Source organism: Chelativorans alearensis (genome assembly GCF_010993735.1).
GTDB lineage: Bacteria > Pseudomonadota > Alphaproteobacteria > Rhizobiales > Rhizobiaceae > Chelativorans > Chelativorans alearense.
This window is the reverse complement of sequence record NZ_WQNI01000009.1, coordinates 215,262-240,406: the sequence shown is the minus strand read 5'-3', so window position 1 is coordinate 240,406 and position 25,145 is coordinate 215,262. Positions and strand designations below refer to the sequence as shown.

28 protein-coding genes are annotated in these 25,145 nt (G+C 65.6%); 14 read left to right on the top strand and 14 right to left on the bottom strand.

The features are described 5' to 3' along the window. Window positions 1–107: 107 nt before the first annotated feature. The 6 genes from moaB to GPJ75_RS15280 all read right to left on the bottom strand — a co-directional run bounded on the left by moaB (window position 108) and on the right by GPJ75_RS15280 (window position 3,819). Entirely contained in the window at window positions 108–644 is a 537-nt protein-coding gene (gene moaB, locus GPJ75_RS15305) for a molybdenum cofactor biosynthesis protein B (protein WP_163269182.1), read from the bottom strand. Beyond that, window positions 637–1,518, bottom strand: a complete 882-nt coding sequence (locus GPJ75_RS15300) for a 4-(cytidine 5'-diphospho)-2-C-methyl-D-erythritol kinase (protein ID WP_163269181.1) — start codon at window positions 1,516–1,518, stop codon at window positions 637–639. The genes moaB and GPJ75_RS15300 overlap by 8 nt, the downstream gene beginning before the upstream one ends. A gap of 10 nt (window positions 1,519–1,528) precedes the next feature. Continuing rightward, on the bottom strand, window positions 1,529–1,714 hold the full coding sequence (locus tag GPJ75_RS15295) for a hypothetical protein (protein ID WP_159587318.1): 186 nt from the start codon (window positions 1,712–1,714) through the stop codon (window positions 1,529–1,531). A gap of 160 nt (window positions 1,715–1,874) precedes the next feature. Continuing rightward, window positions 1,875–2,735: a S49 family peptidase gene (locus tag GPJ75_RS15290; RefSeq protein WP_163269180.1), complete on the bottom strand. Its 861-nt coding sequence runs from the start codon at window positions 2,733–2,735 to the stop codon at window positions 1,875–1,877. Window positions 2,736–2,816: 81 nt separating this feature from the next. Further along, window positions 2,817–3,614 carry a tRNA1(Val) (adenine(37)-N6)-methyltransferase gene (locus GPJ75_RS15285; RefSeq protein WP_163269179.1) on the bottom strand — a complete coding sequence of 266 codons (798 nt, stop codon included), beginning with the start codon at window positions 3,612–3,614 and terminating at the stop codon, window positions 2,817–2,819. After that, on the bottom strand, window positions 3,595–3,819 hold the full coding sequence (locus tag GPJ75_RS15280; RefSeq protein ID WP_163269328.1) for a putative signal transducing protein: 225 nt from the start codon (window positions 3,817–3,819) through the stop codon (window positions 3,595–3,597). Before GPJ75_RS15280 ends, GPJ75_RS15285 begins: the two co-directional genes overlap by 20 nt. Window positions 3,820–3,976: 157 nt before the next feature. On the opposite strand from GPJ75_RS15280, the gene GPJ75_RS15275 reads away from it, so the two are divergent. Beyond that, window positions 3,977–4,993 carry a polyprenyl synthetase family protein gene (locus GPJ75_RS15275; RefSeq protein WP_163269327.1) on the top strand — a complete coding sequence of 339 codons (1,017 nt, stop codon included), beginning with the start codon at window positions 3,977–3,979 and terminating at the stop codon, window positions 4,991–4,993. Window positions 4,994–5,032: 39 nt separating this feature from the next. On the opposite strand, the gene GPJ75_RS15270 is transcribed toward GPJ75_RS15275, so the two are convergent. Next, window positions 5,033–5,176, bottom strand: coding sequence for a hypothetical protein (locus GPJ75_RS15270; RefSeq protein ID WP_163268977.1), 144 nt, complete (start codon window positions 5,174–5,176; stop codon window positions 5,033–5,035). On the opposite strand from GPJ75_RS15270, the gene GPJ75_RS15265 reads away from it, so the two are divergent. Continuing rightward, window positions 5,175–7,118 carry a tetratricopeptide repeat protein gene (locus GPJ75_RS15265; RefSeq protein WP_246249072.1) on the top strand — a complete coding sequence of 648 codons (1,944 nt, stop codon included), beginning with the start codon at window positions 5,175–5,177 and terminating at the stop codon, window positions 7,116–7,118. The genes GPJ75_RS15270 and GPJ75_RS15265 overlap by 2 nt on opposite strands. Window positions 7,119–7,212: 94 nt before the next feature. Next, window positions 7,213–8,163, top strand: coding sequence for a glycine--tRNA ligase subunit alpha (locus GPJ75_RS15260; RefSeq protein WP_205602545.1), 951 nt, complete (start codon window positions 7,213–7,215; stop codon window positions 8,161–8,163). A gap of 3 nt (window positions 8,164–8,166) precedes the next feature. On the opposite strand, the gene GPJ75_RS15255 is transcribed toward GPJ75_RS15260, so the two are convergent. Further along, window positions 8,167–8,364, bottom strand: coding sequence for a hypothetical protein (locus tag GPJ75_RS15255; RefSeq protein ID WP_163269177.1), 198 nt, complete (start codon window positions 8,362–8,364; stop codon window positions 8,167–8,169). A gap of 411 nt (window positions 8,365–8,775) precedes the next feature. Between GPJ75_RS15255 and glyS the strand changes: the two genes are divergently transcribed. Continuing rightward, entirely contained in the window at window positions 8,776–11,169 is a 2,394-nt protein-coding gene (gene glyS, locus GPJ75_RS15250) for a glycine--tRNA ligase subunit beta (RefSeq protein ID WP_163269176.1), read from the top strand. 2 nt (window positions 11,170–11,171) lie between these two features. Here glyS and GPJ75_RS15245 read toward each other — a convergent pair whose 3' ends face one another. Together GPJ75_RS15245 and GPJ75_RS15240 are read right to left on the bottom strand one after the other, a co-directional pair. Next, window positions 11,172–11,585 carry a hypothetical protein gene (locus tag GPJ75_RS15245; RefSeq protein WP_163269175.1) on the bottom strand — a complete coding sequence of 138 codons (414 nt, stop codon included), beginning with the start codon at window positions 11,583–11,585 and terminating at the stop codon, window positions 11,172–11,174. Between the two features lie 66 nt (window positions 11,586–11,651). Continuing rightward, window positions 11,652–12,044 carry a hypothetical protein gene (locus GPJ75_RS15240; protein ID WP_163269174.1) on the bottom strand — a complete coding sequence of 131 codons (393 nt, stop codon included), beginning with the start codon at window positions 12,042–12,044 and terminating at the stop codon, window positions 11,652–11,654. A 189-nt stretch (window positions 12,045–12,233) separates the two neighbouring features. On the opposite strand from GPJ75_RS15240, the gene GPJ75_RS15235 reads away from it, so the two are divergent. The 3 genes from GPJ75_RS15235 (at window position 12,234) to GPJ75_RS15225 (ending at window position 15,435) form a co-directional block, all read left to right on the top strand. After that, complete coding sequence (locus GPJ75_RS15235) at window positions 12,234–13,205, top strand: L-threonylcarbamoyladenylate synthase (protein WP_163269173.1); 972 nt, start codon at window positions 12,234–12,236, stop codon at window positions 13,203–13,205. A gap of 11 nt (window positions 13,206–13,216) precedes the next feature. After that, window positions 13,217–14,647 carry an FAD-binding oxidoreductase gene (locus GPJ75_RS15230; protein WP_163269325.1) on the top strand — a complete coding sequence of 477 codons (1,431 nt, stop codon included), beginning with the start codon at window positions 13,217–13,219 and terminating at the stop codon, window positions 14,645–14,647. A gap of 224 nt (window positions 14,648–14,871) precedes the next feature. Next, on the top strand, window positions 14,872–15,435 hold the full coding sequence (locus tag GPJ75_RS15225; protein ID WP_163269172.1) for a DUF6101 family protein: 564 nt from the start codon (window positions 14,872–14,874) through the stop codon (window positions 15,433–15,435). 207 nt (window positions 15,436–15,642) lie between these two features. Here GPJ75_RS15225 and ubiA read toward each other — a convergent pair whose 3' ends face one another. Continuing rightward, a complete protein-coding gene (ubiA, locus tag GPJ75_RS15220; protein WP_163269171.1) occupies window positions 15,643–16,626 on the bottom strand; it encodes a 4-hydroxybenzoate octaprenyltransferase in 984 nt (327 codons plus the stop codon). Window positions 16,627–16,835: 209 nt separating this feature from the next. Here ubiA and purD point away from each other — a divergent pair, with 209 nt between their 5' ends. Continuing rightward, the gene (gene purD / locus GPJ75_RS15215) at window positions 16,836–18,116 is read left to right on the top strand and encodes a phosphoribosylamine--glycine ligase (protein ID WP_163269170.1); all 1,281 of its coding nucleotides are present in this window, start codon (window positions 16,836–16,838) and stop codon (window positions 18,114–18,116) included. A gap of 73 nt (window positions 18,117–18,189) precedes the next feature. Here purD and GPJ75_RS15210 read toward each other — a convergent pair whose 3' ends face one another. Beyond that, window positions 18,190–18,411, bottom strand: a complete 222-nt coding sequence (locus GPJ75_RS15210) for a hypothetical protein (protein ID WP_163269169.1) — start codon at window positions 18,409–18,411, stop codon at window positions 18,190–18,192. 178 nt (window positions 18,412–18,589) lie between these two features. Here GPJ75_RS15210 and GPJ75_RS15205 point away from each other — a divergent pair, with 178 nt between their 5' ends. Continuing rightward, window positions 18,590–20,365 (top strand): acyl-CoA dehydrogenase family protein, encoded by a 1,776-nt coding sequence (locus GPJ75_RS15205; RefSeq protein ID WP_163269168.1) that lies wholly within the window; start codon window positions 18,590–18,592, stop codon window positions 20,363–20,365. Between the two features lie 2 nt (window positions 20,366–20,367). Then, window positions 20,368–21,126 carry a crotonase/enoyl-CoA hydratase family protein gene (locus GPJ75_RS15200; protein ID WP_163269167.1) on the top strand — a complete coding sequence of 253 codons (759 nt, stop codon included), beginning with the start codon at window positions 20,368–20,370 and terminating at the stop codon, window positions 21,124–21,126. 27 nt (window positions 21,127–21,153) lie between these two features. On the opposite strand, the gene pdxH is transcribed toward GPJ75_RS15200, so the two are convergent. After that, window positions 21,154–21,768: a pyridoxamine 5'-phosphate oxidase gene (pdxH, locus tag GPJ75_RS15195; protein WP_163269166.1), complete on the bottom strand. Its 615-nt coding sequence runs from the start codon at window positions 21,766–21,768 to the stop codon at window positions 21,154–21,156. 80 nt (window positions 21,769–21,848) lie between these two features. Here pdxH and GPJ75_RS15190 point away from each other — a divergent pair, with 80 nt between their 5' ends. The 4 genes from GPJ75_RS15190 (at window position 21,849) to GPJ75_RS15175 (ending at window position 24,845) form a co-directional block, all read left to right on the top strand. Continuing rightward, the gene (locus GPJ75_RS15190; protein WP_163269165.1) at window positions 21,849–22,250 is read left to right on the top strand and encodes an RT0821/Lpp0805 family surface protein; all 402 of its coding nucleotides are present in this window, start codon (window positions 21,849–21,851) and stop codon (window positions 22,248–22,250) included. 118 nt (window positions 22,251–22,368) lie between these two features. Beyond that, window positions 22,369–23,310: a DnaJ C-terminal domain-containing protein gene (locus GPJ75_RS15185; RefSeq protein ID WP_163269164.1), complete on the top strand. Its 942-nt coding sequence runs from the start codon at window positions 22,369–22,371 to the stop codon at window positions 23,308–23,310. Between the two features lie 97 nt (window positions 23,311–23,407). Further along, window positions 23,408–24,226, top strand: coding sequence for an enoyl-ACP reductase FabI (gene fabI, locus GPJ75_RS15180; protein WP_163269163.1), 819 nt, complete (start codon window positions 23,408–23,410; stop codon window positions 24,224–24,226). Window positions 24,227–24,257: 31 nt separating this feature from the next. Continuing rightward, complete coding sequence (locus tag GPJ75_RS15175; protein WP_163269162.1) at window positions 24,258–24,845, top strand: histidine phosphatase family protein; 588 nt, start codon at window positions 24,258–24,260, stop codon at window positions 24,843–24,845. 1 nt (window position 24,846) lies between these two features. Here GPJ75_RS15175 and GPJ75_RS15170 read toward each other — a convergent pair whose 3' ends face one another. After that, window positions 24,847–25,095 carry a DUF1344 domain-containing protein gene (locus GPJ75_RS15170; protein ID WP_163269161.1) on the bottom strand — a complete coding sequence of 83 codons (249 nt, stop codon included), beginning with the start codon at window positions 25,093–25,095 and terminating at the stop codon, window positions 24,847–24,849. Window positions 25,096–25,145 lie beyond the last annotated feature (50 nt).

Here is a 25,145-nt window from a genome sequence, read left to right as displayed (position 1 = left end):
CGAAGCGAGTTGTCCGGAATCCATTCCGAAACGTGGAGGAGTGACGGAGTGGGTCCCGGACAAGCCTACGGCTTTCAGGGACGACGGCTCAATGCGGACAGCGGCGCCTACCCGCCACCGCGCCGCAGGTGCTCGTCGAGGCGTGGCATGATCTCGACGAAGTTGCAGGGCTTGTGCCGGTAGTCGAATTGGTCTTTCAGGATATGGTCCCAGGCGTCGCGGCAAGCGCCGGGCGATCCGGGCAACACGAAGACAAAGGTCTGGTCGACAAGGCCCGCGGTAGCGCGCGACTGGATGGTGGAGGTGCCGATCTTGTCGAAGGAGATGCGGTGAAAGAGGTGCGAGAAGCCGTCCATGCGCTTGTCGAACAGCGGCTCCAGCGCCTCCGGCGTCACGTCGCGGCCGGTGAAGCCCGTGCCGCCGGTGGTGATTACGGCATCGATCTCGCTGTCGACGCACCAGGCGCCGACGATGTCGCTGATACGCTTTGTCTCGTCGGGGGCGATGGCGCGATCGATGAGCTGATGGCCGGCAGCCTCGATGCGCTCGGCCAGCGTGTCGCCGGATTTGTCGTCCTCGAGCGTGCGGCTGTCGGAGACCGTGAGCACGGCGAAGCGTACCGGGATGAAGCTACGGTCAGCCATTGTGGATTGCCTCCGCGGAAGGCGTGGTTATCGTCGCCTGAACGAACCACTCGGGGCGGCGGCCGGCAATAACCTTTTCGGCCGCCTGTGCTTCTCCCTCCGTCTTAAAGATACCAAAGCAGGTGGCGCCTGAGCCGGACACGCGGGCGATCAGCGCGCCTTCCGAACGGAGTTCCTTCAGCGCAATGCCGGTCTCCGGCACAAGCCCCAGCGCCGGCGCCTCCAGATCGTTGCGCACCGAGCCGAGCCAGTGCACGACGTCGGACACCTCGCCGCCCTGAAAGGGCGGGAGAGGGGCGTTATCGCGCCTTTCGAGCGCGGCGAAGACACGCGGCGTCGCGAGCATCCGCCCGGGATTGACGAGGAGGAGGGGTAACGCCGGCAGGCGACGGACCGGCTCCAGCGCTTCGCCGATGCTGCGCGCCAGAAGCGGCCGGGCCGCCAGGCACATGGGCACGTCGGCACCGAGCGCCAGGGCGATCTTTGCGAGATCGCGCTGCCCGGCCTCAAGGCGCCAGTGGCGTGAAAGCAAATGAAGCGCGGCGGCCGCATCGCTCGATCCGCCGCCGATGCCTGAAGCGACCGGCAGGTTCTTCTCCAGCGTCAGCGCCACCGGTTTCTCCACCCCGAAATGCCGGCGCAAAAGGTCGCGGGCGCGCAGCACGAGGTTGTCCGCGTCGCGCGGTACCTGCGCACCGTAAGGTCCGGTAAGGGAGAAGGTGTCGCGTTCCGCCGGCGCGGCGCGCAGCCGGTCGCCATGGCGAGTGAAGACGACAAGGCTTTCCAGGAGGTGATAACCGTCGGCACGGCGCCCGGTGACATGGAGCGCCAGGTTGACCTTCGCCGGTGCGGCGCGCTCCAGACTTGTCGGCATGAAGGTCGTCTCAGTCTTTCGCCAGCCGGTATTCGCCCGTCTCCGGGTCCTTGACGAGCGTCCCCATGCTCCCTGTTGCTGCTTCCCTGCGGGCACGTTCGGCCCGCTGGGTCACCCGCTCGGCCTCGCGTACGAAGGCCCGATAGCCGTAGTAGGCCACGAAGGCGATGAGGGAGAAGAAGATCAGTTGCGGCATGTGTGTTGCCTCCCTGGCGGTCATTCCATGATAAGCCTGTTTGCCGAAAGGTGCAAAGGAAGCGCGGCAGCACCGGCTCGAAGATTGGAACCGGATGCGCGGCGCTCTACAGCATCGGCCCGAAAATCGGAATCGATTTTCGGAAAGCACGATGCGCAGACTAGAGCCCGTAGCGGCGCCACAGTGCCTGCTCCTCGGCCGCCTGCAGAAGCCCATCCGTGGCCGCGGCGGCGATGTCGACCCCGCGCGTCGCCGCGCCGAAAAGCGTCAGCCGGCGCCCGAACAGGCCGCGCGGCTGGCTCACCAGCTTGAGCCGGGTCTTGTCGCCATAACGGCTCCTCAGATAGGAGCGCATGTCGGAGAGCCCGTCCACAAGCCCCAGCGCCTTGCCCCGCTCGCCGCTCCAGAACAGGCCTGTGAAGAGGTCGTCGTCATCGGCGAGCCTGGCTCCGCGCCGCGCCTTCACTAGCGCGATGAAGGCTTGGTGCAGCTCTTCCTGGATCGACTTCAGATGCTCCACATCCTCTTTCTTTTCGGGCTGGAAGGGGTCGAGGATCGCCTTGTTGCGGCCGGACGTGTGCATGCGCCGCTCGATGCCGATCTTGCCGATCATCTCCTGGAAACCGAAGCCGGACGACACCACGCCGATAGAGCCGACGATGGAAGAGGGGTCGGCGATGATCTCATCGCCGGCGAGCGCGATCATGTAGCCGCCGGAAGCCGCCACGTCCTCGACGAAGACGAACACCTTCCGGGTCTTTTCCTCCGCCAGATCGCGGATGCGCTTGTAGATGAGGCGCGATTGCACCGGCGAGCCGCCGGGCGAGTTGAGCGCGATCGCTACCGCTGGCGCCGAATAGGAAAATGCCTTCTCGATGAGACCGGCGGTGGAAGCGAGCGAAAGGTGCTGGCGCACTGGGCTGCCGCTGGCCATGATGGTGCCTTGCAGCCTGATGACCGGGATGGTGACGATGTCGGAACGGAGCGATTTCGGCAGAAGGCGCGACAGCGGCTGTTTCAATGCGGGGTCTCCAGTGCCTCGGGTCGGCTTTCATGTAGGCATTTGCCATCGCCGCGCAATGGCGCGCGGCATGAATGAACGTCAATCGCCAAAAAGGGTTGCTCGGCCGTTGATCACCATCTCGGCGCGTTGCGTAAAGCCATGGCTCTCTCCATGCAGCACGAGCGGCGGCTGAAGGCGCAGGCCGCCCCGTGCGCCCTTGCGTGCCCTGACGATAATACGGATCGCCTCTACCGGCGGGCGCGGGTGGATGGGCATGACCTCCGGGCTGCCGAAGCGGCCGGCCAGCGCGGCGAGGATTTCGGCGATCGAGCCGGGGCGGGCGATGATCGCCAGCCCGGCGCCGGGCTTCGCGATGGCGGCCGCCGTCCTCAGCCAGCGCTCGAACAGGCCGTCCTCCATCACATGCGCCTGCCGCTTGAGCGTATCCGGCGTCGCCCTGTCGCGCGCGGTGTTGAAGGGCGGGTTCATGACGACGAAGTCGAAGGATCGGTCGGCAAGCCCTGCGCTCTGCCGCTCCCGGCCGGACAGCTCCACATCCGTCTCGACAACGGCGATCCGGGACGCCAGTACGTCGTTCTCAGGCAGGGCGAGGCTTTCGCGCGCGCAGGCCGCCATCTCCGCCGCCCGCTCCACCAGCACGACATGCGCCTTCGCGCAGCGCGCGGCGACGGCAAAGCCCACCGCGCCGGCGCCGGCGCCCAGATCGGCCAGGAGCCCGCCGAAGCCTTCCGGCACTGCACCGGCGAGCAGCATGGCGTCGAGGCCGGCACGGTGCCCTTTGCCCGCAGGCTGAACGAGATGGAATCGGCCGCGGTGAAAGGCGTCGGTGGTGAAGGCCATCGCTTCGCGCATCGGCTCAGCCGGCGTCGCCGCCATCCATCACGCCGGCATCGGCCAGAAGTCGCCGCGCCGTTTCCGCCTCTACCGCATCGACGAGCACGCGGCGTGGCAGCACCCCGAGCGAGCCTTCCATGATGCTCATGTTCTGGTCGGCGACCAGATAGTCGATGCCGGCATCGCGCAGCAGGCTCTCTATGAAGGAGATGGTAACGGCGTCGTTGGTGCGGATGAGCTCGATCATGGTCAGCGACGTTGGCAGGTTGACCGACGCTTGTAAATGCCGAGCGGTTGTCCTAACCCGCTGACGCGCGAATTCGCCGCTTGCGGCAAGGGCGATTGCGGCCATACAGTCCGAACCGGGCGTCTGCCCGGAAACCAGTGGAATGGAGGATCTCCCGGTGGGCGTCGTAGTGAATCTCGAAGGCGGCAAACGCGGTGCGGCTTCGATCGAGGGTCTGATCGACCTGACCAAGGAGGATATGGGGCGCGTCAACGAGCTCATCCTCTCCAAGGCCGGCTCGGACGTAGAATTGATCCCCGAGCTTGCCCGCCACTTGATCTCCTCCGGGGGAAAACGCCTCCGCCCCATGGTGACGCTGGCCGCGGCACAGATGTTCGGCTATGCGGGCGAAGGCCACGTGAAGCTCGCCACCAGCGTGGAGTTCATGCACACGGCCACGCTCCTGCACGACGACGTGGTGGACGAGAGCGACATGCGGCGCGGCCGCAAGACAGCGCGCATGATCTGGGGCAACCAGGCGAGCGTTTTGGTCGGCGATTTCCTGCTTGGCCAGGCCTTCCGCATGATGGTCGACGTCGGCTCTCTGGACGCGCTCGATATTCTTTCCGCCGCTGCCTCCGTCATCGCCGAAGGCGAAGTCATGCAGCTTGGCGTGGCCAAAAACCTGGAGACGACGGAAGACGAGTATCTGGCGGTCATCAAGGCCAAGACAGCCGCGCTCTTTTCCGCTGCGGCCGAGGTTGGCCCGGTGATCGCCGAGGCCTCGCGCAACGACCGCGCCGCACTCCGCTCCTTCGGTGCAAATCTCGGCCTCGCCTTCCAGCTCGTCGACGATGCGCTGGACTATGGAGGCAACAGCAGCGATCTCGGCAAGAACATCGGCGACGATTTCCGCGAGGGCAAGGTGACCTTGCCGGTGATCCTCAGCTACCGCCGCGGCTCCGAGGAGGAGCGCCACTTCTGGAAACGCGCCATCGAGGAGAACGAGTGCGATGGTGCCGCGCTCGAAAAGGCCATCAACCTGATGAACAAGCACGGCGCCATCGGCGATACGATCGGCCGCGCCCGCCATTTCGGCGAGATCGCCCGCGACGCGCTGGCGCCCCTGAAGTCCACACCGCAGAAAGCGGCACTCTTCGACGTCATCGATTTCTGCATCAGCCGGGTGACGTGATCGGCGATCGGCCGAAAATTGCCATTACACGTTGAAGCCTCATCGCAAAAAGGCCATGCTCTTGCCATAGGGGACAGCCTTCCAGCGCTGCCGGGCGCTGCAACGGATACGGCTGGACAGAAGGGATAAAATGCGGCGGATGAAAACAGGATTGAAAGCGACCGCGGCGCTGGCGGCGTTCATGGCATTCTCGCTCGATGCGGGATTCGCCAAAGAGACGACGAAGCCGGTCGAGACCGTGCCCACCCATTCCTTCTCCGGCGCCTATCTTGCCGGCAGGGCGGCGGAAGCCGACGACGACCTGGAAAGCGCGGCCACCTATTACGAACGCGCGCTCTCCTACGATCCTGACAACGTGGCGCTGCAACAGAACCTGCTCCTGGCGCTCGTCTCGCAGGGCCGGCTGGACGAGGCGCTGCCCCACGCCGAAAAACTGAAGTCGGAGCCCGAGGTGGAGCGCTTCTCGCGGCTGACGCTTGCCGTGGACGCTCTTCGCAAGGACGATTTCGCCGCCGCCGAGCGTTGGCTGGAGATCGTCGTGGAATCCGACCTTGACCGGCTGATCACCGGCATCATGACCGCCTGGAGCATCGCGGGGCAGGGCGACCTGGACGGCGCGCTAGACCAACTGGACGGTCTCGATGGGCCGAGTTGGTACGGTTTGTTCAAGGACTACCACCGTGCGCTTATGTTGAGCCAGGGCGGCAGGGAGCCGCAAGCCACGGAGGCCTTCGAGGGGCTGTTCGGCGGGATCGCGCCCCGTTCCGTGGCGCCGGAGACGCTTGGGCGCCTGGGCGAGGCCTATGCCGCCCATCTGTCGCAACTTGGTGAGCCCGAGAAAGCGATGGAGGTGCTCGACCGGACGGAGGAGCTGGGCGGCGCAGTCGCCTCGATCCCCGTGCTGCGCGAGCGGCTGACGGCCGGCGAAACACTCGTCCCGCCGGTGGCGGCACTCGCCGGAGGAGCATCGGAAATCCTGCTCAACATCGCCACCGAGCTTGCCAGCGGCGGCGGCGATGCCTTTGTCCGGCTCTACCTTCGTTTCGCGGAGGCGCTGCGACCCGGAAACGACGCCATTCTCCTGCAGCTTGCGCAAGTGGCCGAAAGGCAGCAGGAATCCGAGCGCGCCATCGCCTTCTACGAGCAAATCGACGAAAGCTCGCCATGGGCGCGCATCGCCGAGTTCCAGATCGGCCTCAACCTCGCCGACCTCGATCGCAACGACGAGGCGGTCGATCATCTGAAGAGGGTTTTGGACGCCGATCCGTCAGACATGCGTGCCTATCTCGCCCTCGGCGGGGTCTATGCCGCGCAGAAGGACTACCGTTCCGCCGCCGACCTATACGACCGTGCGGTGGACCAGATCGAAGAGCCGGAGCGCCAGCACTGGAACATCTTCTATCAGCGCGGCATCGCCTATGAGCGGCTGAAGGAATGGGAGAAGGCCGAGCCGAACTTCAAGACGGCGCTGGAACTCTACCCCGACCATCCCCAGGTCATGAACTACCTCGGCTATTCCTGGGTCGACATGAACATGCACCTGGAGGAGGCGATGGACCTCATCCGCCGCGCCGTGGAGCTCAGGCCCAGCGACGGCTACATCGTCGATTCGCTCGGCTGGGCGCATTACCGGCTGGGCGAATACGAGGAGGCGGTCGAGCAGCTGGAGCGCGCGGTCTCCCTGCGCCCGGACGATGCGGTGCTCAACGATCATCTGGGCGACGCCTACTGGCGCGTCGGCCGCCGGCTGGAGGCGCATTTCCAGTGGTCGCACGCGCGCAGCCTCGAGCCCGAGCCCGAGCTTCTGGCCGAAGTGGAGAAGAAGCTGGCCGAGGGCCTGCCGCCCGAGGAGGGCAAGAAGTTTGCCGACGCCGCCGGCACGGCGCGCAACGCAATGAACGACGGTAACACTGGGGAAGCCGGCGCACCGGCGGATGCGGCTTCAACAAGGTCCTACACGGTGAAGCCGGGGCAGACCCTGTGGTCCATCGCCGTGGAAGAGCTGGGCGACGGGAACCGCTACCACGATATCCTCGAGCTGAACCCGTTCCTGCGAGGTGACCCGGATCGCGTTGGTGCCGGTCAGGAATTGAAACTGCCGTCGAGGGAAAGGGGCGAAAGGTGACGTCGAAGACGGCGCTCGGCACCACCTGCCCCCGCTTGACGCCCACACCCCCGCGCAATAGGACGAAGCGCCCGCAATCGCCGGAGACGCCCGCGTGAACGCCGAACCCTTGCCGCACATGCATCCCGCCCGCTCGTTCCAGGGCCTTATCCTGACGCTCCACAACTACTGGGCGGAGCGCGGCTGCGTTATCCTGCAGCCCTATGACATGGAGGTGGGCGCCGGCACGCTGCATCCGGCGACAACGCTGCGCGCCCTGGGGCCGCGGCCGTGGAACGCCGCCTACGTGCAGCCCTCGCGCCGGCCGAAGGACGGCCGCTACGGCGAAAACCCCAACCGGCTGCAGCACTACTACCAGTATCAGGTGATCCTGAAGCCCAATCCCTCCAATCTCCAGGAGCTCTATCTCGGCTCGCTGGCGGCCATCAGCCTCGACCCGCTCACCCACGACATTCGCTTCGTGGAGGACGACTGGGAGAACCCGACGACGGGTTCCTGGGGGCTCGGCTGGGAATGCTGGTGCGACGGCATGGAGGTCTCGCAGTTCACCTATTTCCAGCAGGTGTGCGGCATAGAATGCGCGCCGGTCTCGGGCGAGCTCACCTACGGGCTGGAGCGGCTTGCCATGTATGTGCAGGGCGTCGACAACGTCTACGACCTCAACTTCAACGGGCTGGAAGGCCCGGACAAGGTGACCTATGGCGAGGTCTTCCTGCAGGCGGAACAGGAGTATTCGCGGCACAATTTCGAATACGCCGACACCGCCATGCTCTTCCGCCATTTCGAGGATGCGGAGAAGGAATGCCGGGCGCTGCTTAAGGCGGGAGCGCCGTCCTCCACCGACAATTCCGCCCTGCACAGGATGGTCTTCCCAGCCTACGACCAGTGCATCAAGGCCTCCCACGTCTTCAATCTCATGGACGCGCGCGGCGTCATCTCGGTGACCGAGCGGCAGAGCTACATCCTGCGCGTGCGCGACCTAGCGAAGGCCTGTGGAGAGGCGTTCCTGAAGACGCAAGCTGGCGGATTGGCGGAAGCGGCCTGAGGGTCAACCGGTAAAGGCGGCGCCGTCGTCGGCAGCCTCTATTTCGGCCGGCAGCATGAGCTGCGTGGAGGCTCCGGTTGTCGCGATGGTCTGGATCGCGCGGCGCACGCCGGCCATTTTGAGTTCGCCGCCCGACGAGGCCTGCACTGCGAGGCAGGCGCTGAGTGCGAAGACCTGAATGAGCGTCGAAGCGGCTTTCATCGTCCCTTTCCTTTTCCCGAACCTCCCGGCCTCTTCTTCCTCCTGGCCGGCCGAGAGTTCATCCTTTCCCCATTGTGCACATGGCGGCTGAACCGGGCGTGGCGGCGCCGTTAAGCTACCGTTAAGCCGCGGTTCGGCGCGCAAGACTCCCTTGTCTGAAGCGACCGCCGCTTCAGCGCGCCTTACTTGGTTCATCGGGGATTTCGTCCCGAGGACGGGCATGTGCCCGCCGGTCCGACATGGCGGGTGAAATTTTTTTATGTCTGGAGCGGGATGAAGTTGGGACGACAATCTCATCCCCTCGCGGACGCAGCTGTTTGCGTTGTCGTGTATCGGATTGCCATCCAAAAAGGTGACAGGGGACAGCGGACTTGCTATTGCCGCGCCGGACCCTCACGAAAGAATTGATCCATGCCAGACCTGCTTCTTGAACTTCGCTCGGAAGAAATCCCCGCCCGCATGCAGCGCAAGGCGGCGGGCGACCTGAAGAAGCTGGTCACCGACGGTCTGGTGGAAGCCGGGCTGACCTATGAGGGTTGCCAGGAATACTGGACCCCGCGCCGCCTGACGCTCGACGTGCGCGGCGTCACCGTCCGCTCCAGGGATGTGCGCGAGGAGCGCAAGGGGCCGCGTGTCGATGCGCCGGAAAAGGCGGTTCAAGGCTTTCTGCGGGCGGCCGGTCTTTCCTCCGTCGGTGAGGCCAAGGTGCAGACCGACCCGAAGAAGGGCGATTTCTACGTCGCCGTGATCGAGAAGAAGGGGAGGGCTGCCGAAGAGATCGTCGCCGAGATGATGCCCGGCATCATCCGCGACTTCCCGTGGCCGAAATCCATGCGCTGGGGGGCGGCCTCGAAGAACCCCGGATCGCTTCGCTGGGTGCGTCCCTTGCAATCGATCCTGTGCACCTTCGGCCCGGAGACGGAGGAGCCGGTGGTGGTCGACTTCGCGGTCGACGGCATCCGCTCTGGCAACGTCACCTACGGCCACCGCTTCCACGCGCCCGAGGCGATCACCGTGCGCCGTTTCGACGACTATGTGGCGAGCCTCGAGAAGGCCAAGGTCGTGCTCGACCCCGAACGCCGCAAGCGCATGATCCTTGACGACGCCAGGAACCTGGCCTTCGCCAACGGGCTGGAACTGGTAGAGGACGAGGGGCTTCTGGAGGAGGTCTCCGGCCTCGTCGAATGGCCGGTAGTGCTGATGGGCGAGTTCGAGGAGGACTATCTGGCGATCCCGCCCGAGGTCGTCCGCCTGACGATCCGCGCCAACCAGAAGTGCTTCGTCACCCGCCCGCAAGGGGAAGCGGAGAAGCTTTCCAACCGCTTCGTCATAACCGCTAATATCGAGGCCAAGGACGGCGGCAGGGAGATCGCCTACGGCAACGGCAAGGTGGTCCGCGCCCGCCTCTCCGACGCGTTCTATTTCTGGAAGACGGACCAGGCCGACCTGCCGGACCTCGCCACCTTGAACGCTTCGGCGGAAAAGTTCGGCCTCGACCTCGACAAGCCGCTCGACCAGCGCATGGCGCGGCTCGACCATCTGAACGTCACCTTCCACGCGAAGCTCGGCACGCAAGGTGAGCGCGTGGAGCGCATCCGGCGGCTGGCGCGCGAGCTTGCGCTCATCGTCGGCGCCGATCCCGATCTGGCCGAGCGCGCGGCGGTGCTCGCCAAGGCGGATCTCACGACGGAGGTGGTGGGGGAGTTCCCGGAGCTACAGGGGGCGATGGGTCGGAAATACGCCGAGCTGCAGGGGGAGCATGCTTCCGTGGCGGCGGCGCTGGAGGAGCACTACAAGCCGCTAGGACCCTCCGACGTGGTCCCGACGGACCCTGTATCGGTGGCCGTGGCACTGGCCGACAAGCTCGACATGCTTGTGGGCTTCTGGGCGATCGATGAGAGGCCGACTGGGAGCAAGGACCCTTACGCGCTGAGAAGAGCGGCACTGGGGGTGATCAGGATCGTGGTGGAGAATGGGGTTCGCTTACCACTTAATTTGCTGCCTGTTTATACCATTCAAAAGAATGATCAGTACAAAGAGAGCTTGGAGGATTTTCAAGTTCAGCTTGATTTGATAAACAATATTGCATTGGAAGAATTTATTCATGATGAATCTGTACAGGTAGATGATTCTTTGAGGAAAGAACTGGAAAGCGCCGCGAAGTTCACGCTTAACGCAATAGCGGTCAACAGATTCGAGGGTGTAGACGATTCAGAGTATGTTCTTCTTGAAGAGGCGTCGCATAATCTGTTTGGTGCCCATCCTCTGCATCAAGATCTCCTCTCCTTCTTCCACGACCGCCTAAAAGTCTATCTCCGCGACCAGGGCGCTCGCTACGACCTCATCGACGCCGTGTTGGCGAGCGGCGGCGGGGAGGCGCAGAACGACGACCTCCTCCTCACCGTCCGCCGCGTCGAGGCCCTCTCGGAACTGCTCGAAACCGAGGACGGCAAGAACTTGCTCGCCGGCACTAACCGGGCGGCGAGCATCGTCGACATCGAGGAGAAAAAGGGTACGCGGATTGCCGATGCCGTCGATCCCGCGCTCTTGCAGGAAGGCGCCGAGATTCGACTTTTCGAGGCCGTGAATCAGGCCGAGAAGAAAGCCGGCGAAGCGATTCAAAAGCAAGACTTTTCCGCTGCCATGAAGGCGCTGGCCGATCTTCGCGGACCGGTTGACTCGTTTTTTGAAGATATTCTCGTAAATATCGAGAATGATTCACTTCGCGCCAACCGCCTGGCGCTTCTGTCCCGCATCCGCGAGGCGACGGTTCAGGTGGCCGACTTCTCGAAGATCGCCGGTTAAATTCAGGTAAAGACGATCACCGCCAGCGCCACGGCGATGTAGGACAAGAGGCCCGAGACCGGCCCCAGCCGCTGGAGGAAGGCCGGCGGCGGGCTGCCGGGCGCAGTGCGCGCCATGGCGATACGCGCGGCGATGAGGATGGCGAGGATCGCTGCCGCGGCGAGGATCTTCAGCGCGAAGGCGGTGCCGAGCCAGGCGCCGCCATAGTCGACTAGCCACATCCACAGGCCCGTCACCCAGAGGAGCAGGACGCCGGTCAGGGCGGCAAGCGCGAAGTTCTTCCTGAGCGCGAGGAGGGCGGGCGGCGGCGGTCCCTCCGCGCGTTTTGCCTGGATGCCGACCATCATGCTTCCAAGGCCGCCGCCGGCGCCCAGCATGAGGCCGAACAGGTGCAGGATCTTCATGAACGTGAGCATTGTCCGCCCTCTCAACCAATCGAACGGGCGGACGTTGCGCCGGAAGGGCAGAGCCGTCAAGCCGGCTTATTCGGGTCTCCTGACAACCGGCGACGGGGGGGCGGCCGGCGCCGGTGCGGCGGCTGCGGGCGCGCTTGCCTGGCGCGGGGCGGCGGACGCCGGTTGCTTGGGCGCGGCATGCACGAAGGGATCGCCCGCAAGACCGCCGCGAATGACCAGAGGGGCGGGATCGAAACGGCGCCTGTCTTCCTTCTTGACGGCGGCGGTGCTCTCGAAGGTCACCTCCGGCTCGCCGATGATCGAAACGGAAGTGCTGATGGCGACAGGCGCTTCGCCCGGTGCGGCCTCAGCGGCGGTATCCAACTCCATCGCCTCGAGCTCGAGAATGGAGGAGGCGCCGGCATGACCGGCCGCCAGAACGGCAGCCACCACCAACGGCCCGATAATGCGTATCCTCATTGCGACAATCCCCCGCCCGCTTTCACGGAAAGGTAGCGCCGGGGGATTAATAAACGGGTGATGGGAAAGGCGGCATTCTAACGGTATCGTTCCGCGACAGCATATCCCTTTCAGGGCAATCCGTTGCACCACTCTTGCCCGCCAAGCGCCGGCAGGGTAGGCACCGCTCGGAAAAGGAGACGCGTACTCTTGGCCGAGATCCTGCGGCAAGACCGGGCACTGGAGGAAGCCTGCCGCCTGCTGGCGGCCGGGGAGCCGGTGGCTATCCCGACGGAGACCGTCTATGGGCTGGCCGCCGACGCGACCAACGGCGAGGCCGTGGCGCGCATCTTCGAGGCCAAGGGCCGGCCGCGCTTCAATCCCCTGATCGCCCATGTGGCGGATCAGGAGATGGCCGAGCGCATCGCCGTCTTTTCGCCGCTGGCCGTGCGGCTGGCCGAGGCTTTCTGGCCGGGGCCGCTCACCCTGGTGTTGCCGCATCGAGAGAGTTCCGGCGTTCACCCGCTGGTGACGGCCGGTCTCGAGACCGTTGCGCTGCGCTGTCCGAAGGGCTTCGGCCGTGACGTCATCGCCCGCCTCGGCCGTCCGCTCGCCGCCCCCAGCGCCAACATCTCCGGCCGCGTCAGCGCCACGACGGCGGAAGCCGTCGACACCGCCCTCGGCGACCGCATCCCCTTGATCGTCGATGGCGGGCCGACGCCGGTGGGGCTTGAATCGACCATTCTCAAGGTGACGGACGAGGGCCTGACAATGCTGCGGCCGGGCGGGGTTGCCGCCGAGGAGATCGAGCGGGTGGCTGGAATGCCGCTTTCGCGCGGTGCGAAGGGGATCGAGGCGCCCGGTATGCTTGCCTCCCACTACGCGCCCCATGCCCGCATGCGGCTCAGTGTGGCCGAGGTGATGCCGGGTGAGGCGCTGTTGGCTTTCGGTCCGGCAAGGGCGAAGGGGGCGGAGGCGGCGGCGCAGGTGCTGAACCTGTCTCCTTCGGGCGATCTGCGCGAGGCTGCTGCTAACCTCTTCTCGCACCTTTCGGCGCTCGATGCCGCCGGCGCAGCAACGATTGCCGTCGAGCCGGTGCCGATGGCGGGTCTCGGAGAGGCCATCAACGACCGGCTGTCCCGCGCTGCCGCCCCGCGTGACAGACAAGACGAGGAGCGCTAGCGTTGCCGGCCATGGATACGAAACCCGAGACCCTCGACCCCGCCATTGTCGACCGCTTCGTCGCGATCGTCGGCAAGCGCCATGCGCTGACGGTCCCCCAGGATATCGCGCCCCATTTGGAGGAGCCGCGCGGGCTTTTTGCAGGCGTCACGTCGCTGGTGCTGAAGCCGGGTAGCACCGAAGAGGTGGGCCGCATCCTGAAGCTTGCAACGGAGACAGGCACGCCCATCGTGCCGCAAGGCGGCAATACCGGGCTCGTCGGCGGGCAGATGCCGGATGCGACGGGCCGCGAGGTGGTACTCTCGCTTTCCCGCCTGAACCGCATCCGCGAGATCGACCTTAGCTCTAATACGGCCGTGGTCGAAGCCGGCGTCGTTCTGCAGACCTTACAGGAGGCCGCAAGCGCCAACGACCGGCTGTTTCCGCTATCGCTTGGCTCTCAGGGCTCCTGTCAGATCGGCGGCAACCTTTCGTCCAACGCCGGCGGCATCGGCGCGCTCGCCTACGGCACGGCGCGCGACCTGTGCCTAGGGCTGGAGGTGGTGCTGCCGACGGGCGAGGTGCTGGACGACCTGAGGAAGCTCAAGAAGGACAACACCGGCTACGATCTGAAGAACCTGTTCATCGGCGCCGAAGGCACGCTCGGCGTCATCACCGCTGCCGTCGTGAAGCTCTATCCGAAGCCGAAGGGGCGTGAACTCGCCTTAGCCGGGGTCGGCTCGCCCATCGCCGCCCTTGCCCTCTTCGAGGCGGCCAACGATAGGGCCGGCACCGCGCTCACCATGTTCGAGTTGATGGAGCGCACGCCGCTCGACTTCGTGCTGAAGCACATACCCGGCGTGCAGCCCCCGCTTGCCGGCGAGCACCCTTGGTATGTGATGCTGGAGATCTCCTCCGGCCGCTCGGCCGAGGATGCGCAAGCGCTGATGGAAGAGGTGCTGACGCAGGGGCTTGAAGCCGGGCACGTGGCGGACGCCGTGATCGCTCAGAACGAGGCGCAGGTGCTCGCCCTTCGCCATTTGCGCGAAGCGATGTCTGAAGCGCAGAGGCCCGAGGGCGGCTCCATCAAGCACGACATCTCCGTGCCCGTCGCCGCCATCCCGGAGTTCATCGTCTGGGCGGGGGAGGCGGTTCAGAAGGTGCTGCCGGGAAGCCGCGTCGTCTGCTTCGGCCATATGGGCGACGGCAACCTGCACTATAACGTCTCTCAGCCGGTGGGCATGAACCGCGCCGAATATCTCACACACTACCGCGCCATGAACGATGCGGTGCATGCCGTGGTGCGCGAACTGAACGGCTCGTTCTCCGCCGAGCATGGCATCGGGCGGATGAAGCGCGACGAGCTGATCGCCACCCAGCCGGCGGTGGCAACCGACCTGATGCGGCGGGTGAAGAAGGCGTTCGACCCGGCGGGGATCATGAATCCGGGGAAGGTGATTTAGCCGGGTGCGCTTCGCTGGAATTTACCCTTCGTAGACAAACCTTTCCGGCATCTTTCACCCGGTTGCAAAGCGCTAACCAACTGGCAAGTCAGCAAAATTTAACCGACTTTCTAAGGCCGGAAGTAACACCCGCACGCTAGTCTCCTCCTCCATAAGAGGCCGCAAAAGCGGCCCGGAGAGAACCGGAAAACGGGCTCTCAGGAGTAACAGGAAGGCACATAAGAATGGCGAGTGGTCTCAAGCCGGTATGGGCGGGCCGCCAGATGCGGCTCGACCCCTTCCGCCTGCCCCAGGCGGTCAGCTACGCAACACAGGACGATTTCGGCGAGGTGACGTTCACCATCACGAAGCGCGGCGTGCGCATGCGCCGACTGCTCGACAAGAGCCAGCTTCCCGTCACCTTCGCCCTGCCGCCCAGCGCTTTTCGCGGCGTCGCCGCGCGGGCCATCGAGGAAGAGGGCGGCCTGGTGACGGTGACGCTGGAACTGCTCCACAGCGATCCGATGCTGTCGGTCCCGCTGCTGGTCGCCGGCGATCTGGACGACGTGGCCGCCGACTGGCGCGCCTGGGCGGACGCCTACCGCCTGCCGATGCTGTTGGTTGAGGCCGACGGCGTCGCCCGCACACTGGAGGAATCCATCGGCCAGGTGAAGGCCGAGCCGCCGAAGGAGCGCCGCAAGGGCCGCGCCGTGCGCCAGCGCCGCCCGCGCTTCCTCGCCCGCCGCAAGCAGGGCACGCTCGGCTTGCGCCTTGTGGTGGACGGCGACGAGATCATCGCGCGCGATTAGGGGACGATGCGTTTAGGGGGGATGCGCGACATCCCGCCCTCGTGGTTCGACAGGCTCACCATGAGGGCTTGTGTTTGCGCTTGACCTCCAAGGTCAGTGCCGGCACGACGATGCCTCGCCCTCATCCTGAGCCTCCTGAGCTTGTCGAGGGACGAAGGACGAGGGTGAAGGCATGCACTACCTCTCCGTGGTGAACCTCACGCCATCTCAAAAATAAGGGCTGACCGTCGCCCACACGCCGCCGCCCAGAAGGCCGAGGAAGATCAGCCAGCCGACCACCGAATTGGACTTGAAGAGCGCCAGGCACTGGTCGGGGTCGTCGATGTCGAGCGTGCGCACCTGCCGCGCCATATGCGCGCCCGCCGCCACCAGCCCGGCCAGTGCCGGCATGGGGACGGCGGCGTTGGCAAAGGCGACGGCGAAGAAGAGGAGGGCCATGCCGTAGAGGCCGATAAGCCAGGGTTTCGTCTTCTCTCCGAAAAGCCGTGCGGTGGAGCGCACACCGACGATGGCGTCGTCCTCCTTGTCCTGGTGGGCGTAGATCGTGTCGTAGCCGATCACCCACAGGATGGAGCCGCAGTAGAGCAGGAAGGGCGCCAGCGAGAGGCTGCCGAAATGCGCTGCCCACCCGAGCAGCGCACCCCATGAAAAGGCAAGCCCCAGAAAGAGTTGCGGCCAGTTCGTGAATCTTTTTGCAAAGGGGTAGACCGCCACCACCAGGAGCGATGCGCAGCCGAGAAGGATGGCAAAGCCGTTGAACTGCACGAGCACGAGAAGACCAACGAGCGCCTGCGCGAGGAGGAACGCCCAGGCCTGGCGCCGCGACACCTGGCCGGAAGGAAGAGGCCGCGAGCGCGTGCGCTCCACCGCCTCGTCGATATCCTGGTCCACCAGGTCGTTGTAGGTGCAGCCGGCCCCCCGCATGGCGACCGCGCCGACGAGGAAGAGCGCCAGCAGAAAGGGCGACGGCAGGACGCTCAGAAGCGGCGCGCCGGGCTCGGCGCCCGCACTCGCCGCCATGGCGAGCGACCACCAGCACGGCCACAAGAGAAGCTTCCAGCCGATCGGCCTGTCCCACCGCGCAAGCTGTGCGTAAGGCCACGCCGCGCGCGGCAGGAGCCGATAGGCCCAATGGCCCGACGGCGCATCGGCCACGCGGCCCCGTGCCTGCCGTGACTGGATGATATCCATGCCCTTGCCTTTCGTCGCTGTGTCCCTGTGGAGTGGCAAGGCGCGGGCGCGCCGTCAAGATGCCGGCGGTGATTGGTACGATGATTGGCGTATAAAGCCCGAATGGCCTTTCACTTCTTTCTGGACATGCCGAGCGCGCGCTTGACCTTTGGCCATTTCGGCCATAGCCCGTTGCCGGCAGAGTGGATTGAAGCAGGGCTTTGGGCGACATGAAGGTTCTCCTCATCGGTTCGGGCGGTCGCGAACACGCGCTGGCCTGGAAGATCGCCGCCTCGCCCATGCTGGAGAAGCTTTACGCCGCTCCCGGAAACCCCGGCATCGCGCAGCACGCCGAGTGCGTGGCACTCAGCGAGAAGGATCACCGGGCGGTGGTCGACTTCTGCCACGGCCAGGCGATCGATCTGGTGGTGGTGGGGCCCGAGGCACCACTGGTGGCGGGGCTGGCCGACGACCTGATCGCCGCCGGCATTCCCGTCTTCGGTCCGACGGCGGAAGCGGCACGCCTGGAGGGCTCCAAAGGCTTCACCAAGGACCTGTGCAGCCGCTACGGCATTCCCACCGCCGCCTATGCCCGCTTTGCCGATGCAACCCACGCCAAGGATTATGTGCGCAACGTCGGCGCGCCCATCGTCGTCAAGGCGGACGGGCTCGCCGCCGGCAAGGGCGTCGCGATCGCCATGAGCGAGGACGAGGCCTACGCGGCCATTGACGATTGCTTCTCCGGCCTTTTCGGCGCCTCGGGCGCGGAAGTGGTGATCGAGGAGTTCCTGGAAGGCGAGGAGGCCAGCTTCTTCTGCCTGTGCGACGGCAAGACGGCGCTGCCCTTCGGCACGGCACAGGACCACAAACGCGTGCGCGAAGGCGATACCGGCCCGAACACGGGTGGCATGGGCGCCTATTCACCGGCGCCGGTGATGACCGAGGCGATGGTCGAGCGTTGCATGCGCGAGATCATCGAGCCGACCCTGAAGGGTATGGCGGAAATGGGCGCGCCGTTCACCGGCGTGCTCTATGCGGGGCTGATGATCACCCCCGACGGCCCGAGCCTCATCGAATACAATGTCCGCTTCGGCGATCCGGAATGTCAGGTGCTGATGCCCCGCCTCAAGGACGATCTCCTCGCCTTGGTGAAGGGCGCCGCCGACGGCCAATTGGCGCACATGTCGGCGCGCTGGCGCGACGAGGCGGCGCTGACCGTGGTGCTGGCGGCCGACGGTTACCCCGCAGCCCCCAAGAAGGGCAGCGTGATCAAAGGTGTTGAAGCGGCGGGCGAGGAAGGTGTCGAGATATTCCACGCAGGCACCGCGCTACGCGACGGCGTGCTCGTCGCCAATGGCGGGCGCGTCTTGAACGTGACGGCGCTGGGCGCGAACGTCACCGCGGCGCGCGAGGCAGCCTATCGCGCCGTCGACCGCATCGACTGGCCGCAAGGTTTCTGCCGCCGCGACATCGGCTGGCGCGCCGTCAAGCGCGAGGCGTCGGGTCTCTAGCCGTTCCGCCACGTTGCGGGGAGGGAGATTGGAAGCCGATGTGGTCGCGGGCGCCGACGCCTTCGAGCCGTGCTCAATCGTCTTCGAAGGGATTCGGTGCTGGTCGCTGCGGCTGCGTGCCTTCTGCCTGGCGCTTTTGGTGGTGGGCCAAAGAGCATTGGATGGAGCAGAGGATACCGCGGTCGCACCAGTAGGCAGGGCCATGCTCGATGCGCCCCTCGTGATAGGCGAAGTCGGGCGTGCCCATGGCCTTGCCGCACTCGATGCATTGGTACTTTTCCGGCCGCGCGAGCATGGGCGCCTCCTCGAGGATAGCGGTTGGATCTGTCCTACCGCCTGCTCGTCGGCAGCTCAAGGCGGTTGTATTTGACGTTTACGTAAAAAGAAACTATCGGTCGTGCGGGCAGGGCTGGTCGTGCGGGCAGGGCGCGACTAGGCTCCTTCCCAAGCGCCGGGTATCGAGGAGGCAAGCCATGTATCGCGCACCCGTGGAGGAGATCGGCCACACGCTCACTCATGTCGCCGGGCTGAAGAAGATGCTGGACGAGGGGCTCGCCGGCGACCTTTCGCCCGATCTCGTCTCGGCCATACTGACCGAGGCCGGCCGCTTCGCCAGCGAGGAGATCGCGCCACTGGCCCGCATCGGCGACGAGAGGGGCGCGCAGCTGAAGAGTGGTGAAGTGACCACACCGCCCGGCTGGCCCGAGCTTTACCGCAAATGGTGCGAGGGTGGGTGGAATGCGCTGGCCGCGCCCGAGCATTGGGGCGGGCAGGGCCTGCCGATGATGCTTGCCGTGGCCGCGCTCGAGATGTGGAATTCCGGCTCCATGGCCTTCGCCATCGGCCCGACGCTCACCATGGGCGCCATCGAGGCGCTGGAAAAGCACGCCGGCGAGGACCTGAAGAAAACCTATCTGGAAAAGCTCGTCACCGGCGAATGGATGGGCACCATGAACCTGACGGAGCCGCAGGCCGGTTCCGACCTCGGCGCGCTCAAGGCGCGCGCTGAACGTGCTGCCGACGGCACCTACCGCATCTTCGGCCAAAAGATATTCATCACCTACGGCGAGCAGGACTTCACTGAAAACATCGTGCACCTCGTGCTGGCACGCCTGCCGGATGCGCCGGCCGGCACCAAGGGTATCTCGCTCTTCCTGGTGCCGAAGTTCCTGGTGGGCGATGACGGCTCGCTCGGCCCGCGCAACGACGTCTTCTGCGCCTCGATCGAGCACAAGATGGGCATCCACGGCTCGCCCACCTGCACCATGATCTACGGCGACGGAAAGTTCGGCGCCACGCCCGGCGCGGTCGGCTGGCTGGTCGGCGAGGAGAACCGCGGGCTCGCCTGCATGTTCACCATGATGAACAACGCTCGCCTCGCCGTTGGCATGCAGGGCGTGGCGGTAGCCGAGGCCGCATACCAGAAGGCATTCGCCTACGCGCGCGAGCGCCGCCAGGGCCGGGCCGAGGGCGACAAGGGCGGTGAGATGAGCCCCATCGTCGAACACCCGGACGTCAAGCGCACGCTTTTGACTATGAAGGCCATGACGCAGGCTGCGCGCGCCATCGCCTATTCCTGCGCCCATGCGATGGACATGGCCCGCTTCACCGGTGGAGAGGAGGTCGCCCATTGGCAGCATCGGGCGAACCTGCTCACGCCGCTCGCCAAGGCTTTCCCGACCGACGTCGGCGTCGAGGTCGCCTCGCTCGGCCTACAGGTGCACGGCGGCATGGGCTATATCGAGGAGACCGGCGCGGCCGCGCTTTTGCGCGATGCGCGCATTGCCCCGATCTACGAGGGCACCAACGGCATCCAGGCTATCGATCTCGTCATGCGCAAGCTGCCGCAGGCTGACGGCGCGCATGTGCGCGGCTTCATCGCCGAATTGCGGCAGGACGCCGAGACCGTGCGTGGCGCCAACATGCCGGAACTGGGCGAGACCGGGGAGCGCCTAAGCGCGGCGCTGGACGATCTGGAGGAAGCGACGGAGCATCTTCTGCGCCTTCAGGGGGAGGGGCAGGCGGAGGCCGCCTTGTGCGGCGCCACGCCCTATCTGCGTCTTTTCGCGCTCGCCGCCGGCGCTGTCATGGTGGCGCGCGGCGCGGTTTCGGCGGGAAATGCCGCGCAGGCGCGCCTCAGCCGCTATCTCGCGGAAAACCATTTGGCCGAGACGGCGGCGTTGAAACGCACGGTGATCGAGGGCGCGGAAAGCCTGATCGCGGCTGCCGGCGCGTTGGTGGAGGGCTGAGCATGACCGACCACATCCTCGTCGAGCGCCGCGATGCGGTGCAGATCATCCGCCTCAACCGGCCGGAGAAGAAGAACGCCATCACCCGGGCGATGTACGCCGCCATGGCCACTGCGCTCACCGAGGGCGACGGCGACGAGGCGGTGCGATGCCATGCGATCTTCGGTGGACCGGAGGCCTTCTCCGCGGGCAACGACCTTGCCGATTTCCTCACCGTCGCCACCGGCGGGGAGGGCGGCGAAGAGGTGTTCGATTTTCTGCTGGCGCTCGCCGGCTGCAGGAAGCCCTTGGTTTCGGGCGTCGACGGCATCGCCGTTGGCATCGGCACCACGATCAACCTGCATTGCGACCTGACCTTCGCCACGCCGGAGACCGTCTTCCGGACACCGTTCGTCGACCTCGGCCTTGTGCCGGAGGCAGGCTCCAGCCTGCTCGGCCCCCGCGTCCTCGGCCCCCAGCGCGCCTTCGCGCTTCTGGCGCTGGGCGAGGCGCTGGACGCCGAGGCGGCGCTCGCGGCGGGCCTTATCCACCGCATCGTCGACGCTTCCTCGCTGGAGAAAACGGCCCTTTCCGCCGCCCGAGCCCTTGCGGCAAAACCGCCGGAGGCGCTGCGGATCACGCGTGATCTTTTGCGCGGACCCCGTGATGAGGTTTTTGCGCGTATACGGGAGGAGGGCGAACACTTTCGCGCGCGGCTGAAATCGGACGAAGCCCGCGCCGCCTTCACGGCCTTCATGAACCGGAAGCGGGACGGCGCCTGAGCGTCCGCCTTACAAGCAAGGGTCCGCTTAGGGATAAAGCCGCGTCTTCTCCCAGCCGCCCTCCACGCGCCTGAAGATCACCCGGTCGTGCAGCCGGAAGGGGCGGTCGTGCCAGAATTCGATGCTGTCCGGCACAATCCGCAGGCCCGACCAGTACTCCGGCCGCGGGATCGCGCCGATGGCGAACTTGGCCGTATATTCCGCCACCGCCTTTTCCAGCGCAAAGCGACTCTCCAGCGGCCGCGACTGTTTCGAGGCCCAGGCGCCGATGCGGCTGCCACGGGGGCGGGAGGCGAAATAGGCGTCCGCCTCCTCCTCGCTCACCTGTTCCACCGGCCCGCGCACGCGCACCTGCCGACGCAGGCTCTTCCAATGGAAGCACATGGCGGCCTTCATCGAGGAGAGGATCTCCTGCCCCTTGGCGCTTTCGAAGTTCGTGTAGAAGACGAAGCCGCGCTCGTCGAAACCCTTGAGCAGCACCATGCGCACATTGGGCATGCCGTCCGCGTCCACGGTCGCCAGCGCCGTGGCGTTGGGATCGTTCGGTTCCGAACCCTCGGCGTCCACCAGCCATTCACCGAACAGGCGATAGGGGTCGCCGCTTTCGGTGAAATCGCTCTCGTTTAAGGCATTCGTAACCATCGTCCTGCTCACTTATGCTGTTTTGCGGAGCATGCCGATTGCGGGGGCCGATGCAAGGGGCAGATAACGGAGCCCGTTTGGTGCTGCGCCTTCTCAGAAAGGCGGCACTTCTTTGTGTTTTTGCGGCGCTGGCACACGGCTGTGCGGCCAGCGCGCAAGACACCGTCGGCCAGCGGTCGGACGGGACCATCACCACCGCCTCCGTGCCGGCTATCACCGCGTCTGGCAAGGAGACCGATGCCGAGATCGTCCTCGCCGTCCTGGCGCGCGAAGTACTGGATGCTGTCGGCCACGAATGGGAGAACCCGGTAAGCGGCGCACGCGGCAGGATTACCGCCGTGACAAAGCAGGAAGCGGACGGGCAAGATTGCCTTGCCTTCACCACGACGCGCCAAAGCTTTGATGGCATCAACCTCTACCGAGGGCTTGCTTGTGAGGGCGCAACGGGCTTTTTGCACACGCGCGCCTTTGCAATGCTGTAGCCATACCGCAGGATACTGGAATTCTGCTCCGCCAATGCGCATATAACTGGCGCGACCGAAAACCTATGCAAAACACCCGGTTGACGGCTTTCCCGCCGCTCCTTGGGCAAGGCTGACGATGAAGAACCCTTACGAGGCGCTGGGCGTGCAGAAGGGCGCACCGGCGAAGGACATAAAGGCGGCCTATCGCCGCCTGGCCAAGAAGTACCACCCCGACCAGCGGCCGGACGACCCGCGGGCGAAGGAGCGTTTTGCCGAAATCGGCCAGGCCTACGAAATCCTCGGCAACGAAAAGACACGGCAAGCCTTCGACAACGGCGAGATCGACGCCAGCGGTAAGCCGCGCTTCCACGGCTTCGAGGGTGGCGCCCACGGCGACCCCTTTGCCGGCTTCCGGCGTGCCGGTGCCGGTGCCGGACAGGGCCGTACCCACTTCGAGTTCCGCACGAGCGGCATGGACGGCGAGCCTTTCAGCGGCGCCGACATCTTCAGCGAAATCTTCGGCCAGGCTTTTTCGCATGGCGGCCCGCAGGGTGCGCGGCGCACCACGCGTCCGGAAGGGCTGGGCGACCTCAACGCCACGCTCTCCGTCAGCATTGAGGACGTGGCGACCGCGGCCAAGGTGACGGCGGTCTTCCCCGACGACCGGCGCATTGCCGTGAAGCTGCCGCGCTATGTCGAGGACGGCCAGACGATCCGCCTCAAGGGCCAGGGGGCCGAGACACCTTTCGGCGAACGCGGCGATGCGCTGGTGAAGCTGAAGCTGCGCCCGCACAAGCGCTACCGCGTGGAGGGGCGTGATCTGCATGCCGACCTTCCCGTGAGCTTGCGCGACGCCGTGCTCGGCGCCAAGGTGGCGGTGGAGACGCCGACCGGCAAGGTGGCCGTTGCCGTGCCCGCCTGGTCGAGCTCCGACCGCACGCTCAGGCTCAAGGGGCGTGGCTTGCCTTTGAAGAGCGGCGGCAACGGCGATTTTTATGCCCATGTGCGCATCATGCTGCCGGAAGGAGGGGATGCGGCGCTGGAGAAGCTGTTTCGCAAGAACGTGGAGAGCGAGTAGGGCTTCTCCTTTTCCCCCACATCTCCTTCTGCCAACTTGATGCTTTGCTATCGCTGTGCGATAGGGCGTTCGCCGTAACAAGTTCGGAGAATCGTCTATGGCAGGTGGTAACGGCCTGATGGCCGGCAAGCGCGGGCTTGTGCTCGGTGTAGCCAACAATCGCTCGATCGCCTGGGGCATCGCCAAAGCCTGCGCGGCCGAAGGGGCCGAACTGGCGCTGACCTATCAGGGCGACGCGCTGAAAAAACGGGTCGAGCCGCTGGCCGCCGAACTGGGCGCCATCGTCGTCGGTCACTGCGACGTCACCGAGCTAGACACCGTCGACGCGGTGTTCGCCGAAGTCGAGAAGCGCTGGGGCAAGCTGGACTTCCTCGTCCACGCCGTCGCCTTCTCCGACAAGGACGAACTGACCGGGCGCTATGTCGAGACCACACGCGACAATTTCCTGCGCACCATGGACATCTCGGTCTATTCATTGACGGCGGTCGCCAAGCGCGCCGAGCCGTTGATGGCGGACGGCGGCTCCATCCTGACCATGACCTATTACGGCGCCGAGAAGGTGATGCCGCACTACAACGTCATGGGCGTTGCCAAGGCAGCGCTCGAGGCCAGCGTGCGCTATCTCGCCGTCGATCTCGGCGGGTCCAACATCCGCGTCAACGCGGTCTCGGCCGGCCCCATCAAGACGCTCGCCGCCTCTGGCATCGGCGATTTCCGCTATATCCTACGCTGGAACGAGTACAACTCGCCGCTGAAGCGGGTGGTGACGATCGAGGAGGTGGGCGACACCGCCCTCTACCTCCTCTCGCATCTGGCGCGCGGCGTGACCGGCGAGGTTCTGCACGTCGATTCGGGCTACCACGTTGTCGGCATGAAGGCCGTCGATGCGCCCGATATCTCCGTGGTGAACGACTAGTACGGGCAGGGCGCCCGTCCATGAGGTTTCCGTGCTTCCGCTTCTCTACATCATCCGGCACGGCCAGACCGACTGGAACGTCGAGGAGCGGTTTCAGGGGCAGGCGGACACCGATATCAACGCCAAGGGCCGCGCCGAGGCAGACCGCAACGGCCGTCGCCTGGCGGGTCTCATAGACGACCCCGCCGCTTTCGACTTCGTTGCAAGCCCGCTACGCCGCACCTGCGAGACCATGGAGCGGGTGCGCACCGAGATGGGCCTTCCCCCGCATGGCTACAGCACCGACCCGCGCCTCAAGGAGGTGCATTTCGGAGACTGGCAGGGCCTCACATATGAGGAGCTGGAAGCTCGTGAGCCAGGCTGCACCAGAGCACGCGCGCAGCGCAAATGGCATTTCCTGCCGCCGGGGGCGGAGGCGGAAAGCTACGAGCTGCTGGCGTGGCGCGTACGGGGTTGGCTGGATGCTCTGGAAAGGCCGACCATATGCGTCACCCATGGCGGCGTCATGCGCGCCGTGTTTCATTGGGTGGGTGGGCTGTCGGCCGAAGAGGCGGCAGAACTGAACGTCCCGCAGGACCTGATCCTGCGGGTGGACAATGGCGCGCTGGAATGGCTGTAGCTTATTCCGGCAGCAGCATGTCCATGATCTGCTTTTCGCCGTTATCATCGACCCGGTAAGCGATCACGACTTCCATGCCGTCGGAGATGGCGGACATGTCGATCTCGGGGGGCAGCTTATAGGTATCGCCGTCATGGAGCGTAATCGTCATCCGCTCCTCGTCGACCGCGGTGATGGTGCCCTCCGTGTCGGCGGCAATGGCCGGCGTGGCGAGAAGGGCAAGGGATAAGACGGCGGTAGGGATTCGCATGGGGCGGAACCTCAAGATGTCGTGTTGCAAGAAGCGTAATGCAAGCGGGT

Bases quoted from the DNA above. Each gene is read 5' to 3' on its own strand.
- moaB (WP_163269182.1), bottom strand. From the start codon at position 644: ATGGCTGACCGTAGCTTCATCCCGGTACGCTTCGCCGTGCTCACGGTC.
- GPJ75_RS15300 (WP_163269181.1), bottom strand. From the start codon at position 1,518: ATGCCGACAAGTCTGGAGCGCGCCGCACCGGCGAAGGTCAACCTGGCG.
- GPJ75_RS15295 (WP_159587318.1), bottom strand. From the start codon at position 1,714: ATGCCGCAACTGATCTTCTTCTCCCTCATCGCCTTCGTGGCCTACTAC.
- GPJ75_RS15285 (WP_163269179.1), bottom strand. From the start codon at position 3,614: ATGGCGGCGACGCCGGCTGAGCCGATGCGCGAAGCGATGGCCTTCACC.
- GPJ75_RS15280 (WP_163269328.1), bottom strand. From the start codon at position 3,819: ATGATCGAGCTCATCCGCACCAACGACGCCGTTACCATCTCCTTCATA.
- GPJ75_RS15265 (WP_246249072.1), top strand. From the start codon at position 5,175: ATGGCATTCTCGCTCGATGCGGGATTCGCCAAAGAGACGACGAAGCCG.
- GPJ75_RS15270 (WP_163268977.1), bottom strand. From the start codon at position 5,176: ATGAACGCCGCCAGCGCCGCGGTCGCTTTCAATCCTGTTTTCATCCGC.
- GPJ75_RS15255 (WP_163269177.1), bottom strand. From the start codon at position 8,364: ATGAAAGCCGCTTCGACGCTCATTCAGGTCTTCGCACTCAGCGCCTGC.
- glyS (WP_163269176.1), top strand. From the start codon at position 8,776: ATGCCAGACCTGCTTCTTGAACTTCGCTCGGAAGAAATCCCCGCCCGC.
- GPJ75_RS15245 (WP_163269175.1), bottom strand. From the start codon at position 11,585: ATGCTCACGTTCATGAAGATCCTGCACCTGTTCGGCCTCATGCTGGGC.
- GPJ75_RS15240 (WP_163269174.1), bottom strand. From the start codon at position 12,044: ATGAGGATACGCATTATCGGGCCGTTGGTGGTGGCTGCCGTTCTGGCG.
- GPJ75_RS15230 (WP_163269325.1), top strand. From the start codon at position 13,217: ATGGATACGAAACCCGAGACCCTCGACCCCGCCATTGTCGACCGCTTC.
- GPJ75_RS15225 (WP_163269172.1), top strand. From the start codon at position 14,872: ATGGCGAGTGGTCTCAAGCCGGTATGGGCGGGCCGCCAGATGCGGCTC.
- ubiA (WP_163269171.1), bottom strand. From the start codon at position 16,626: ATGGATATCATCCAGTCACGGCAGGCACGGGGCCGCGTGGCCGATGCG.
- purD (WP_163269170.1), top strand. From the start codon at position 16,836: ATGAAGGTTCTCCTCATCGGTTCGGGCGGTCGCGAACACGCGCTGGCC.
- GPJ75_RS15210 (WP_163269169.1), bottom strand. From the start codon at position 18,411: ATGCTCGCGCGGCCGGAAAAGTACCAATGCATCGAGTGCGGCAAGGCC.
- GPJ75_RS15205 (WP_163269168.1), top strand. From the start codon at position 18,590: ATGTATCGCGCACCCGTGGAGGAGATCGGCCACACGCTCACTCATGTC.
- GPJ75_RS15200 (WP_163269167.1), top strand. From the start codon at position 20,368: ATGACCGACCACATCCTCGTCGAGCGCCGCGATGCGGTGCAGATCATC.
- pdxH (WP_163269166.1), bottom strand. From the start codon at position 21,768: ATGGTTACGAATGCCTTAAACGAGAGCGATTTCACCGAAAGCGGCGAC.
- GPJ75_RS15185 (WP_163269164.1), top strand. From the start codon at position 22,369: ATGAAGAACCCTTACGAGGCGCTGGGCGTGCAGAAGGGCGCACCGGCG.
- fabI (WP_163269163.1), top strand. From the start codon at position 23,408: ATGGCAGGTGGTAACGGCCTGATGGCCGGCAAGCGCGGGCTTGTGCTC.
- GPJ75_RS15170 (WP_163269161.1), bottom strand. From the start codon at position 25,095: ATGCGAATCCCTACCGCCGTCTTATCCCTTGCCCTTCTCGCCACGCCG.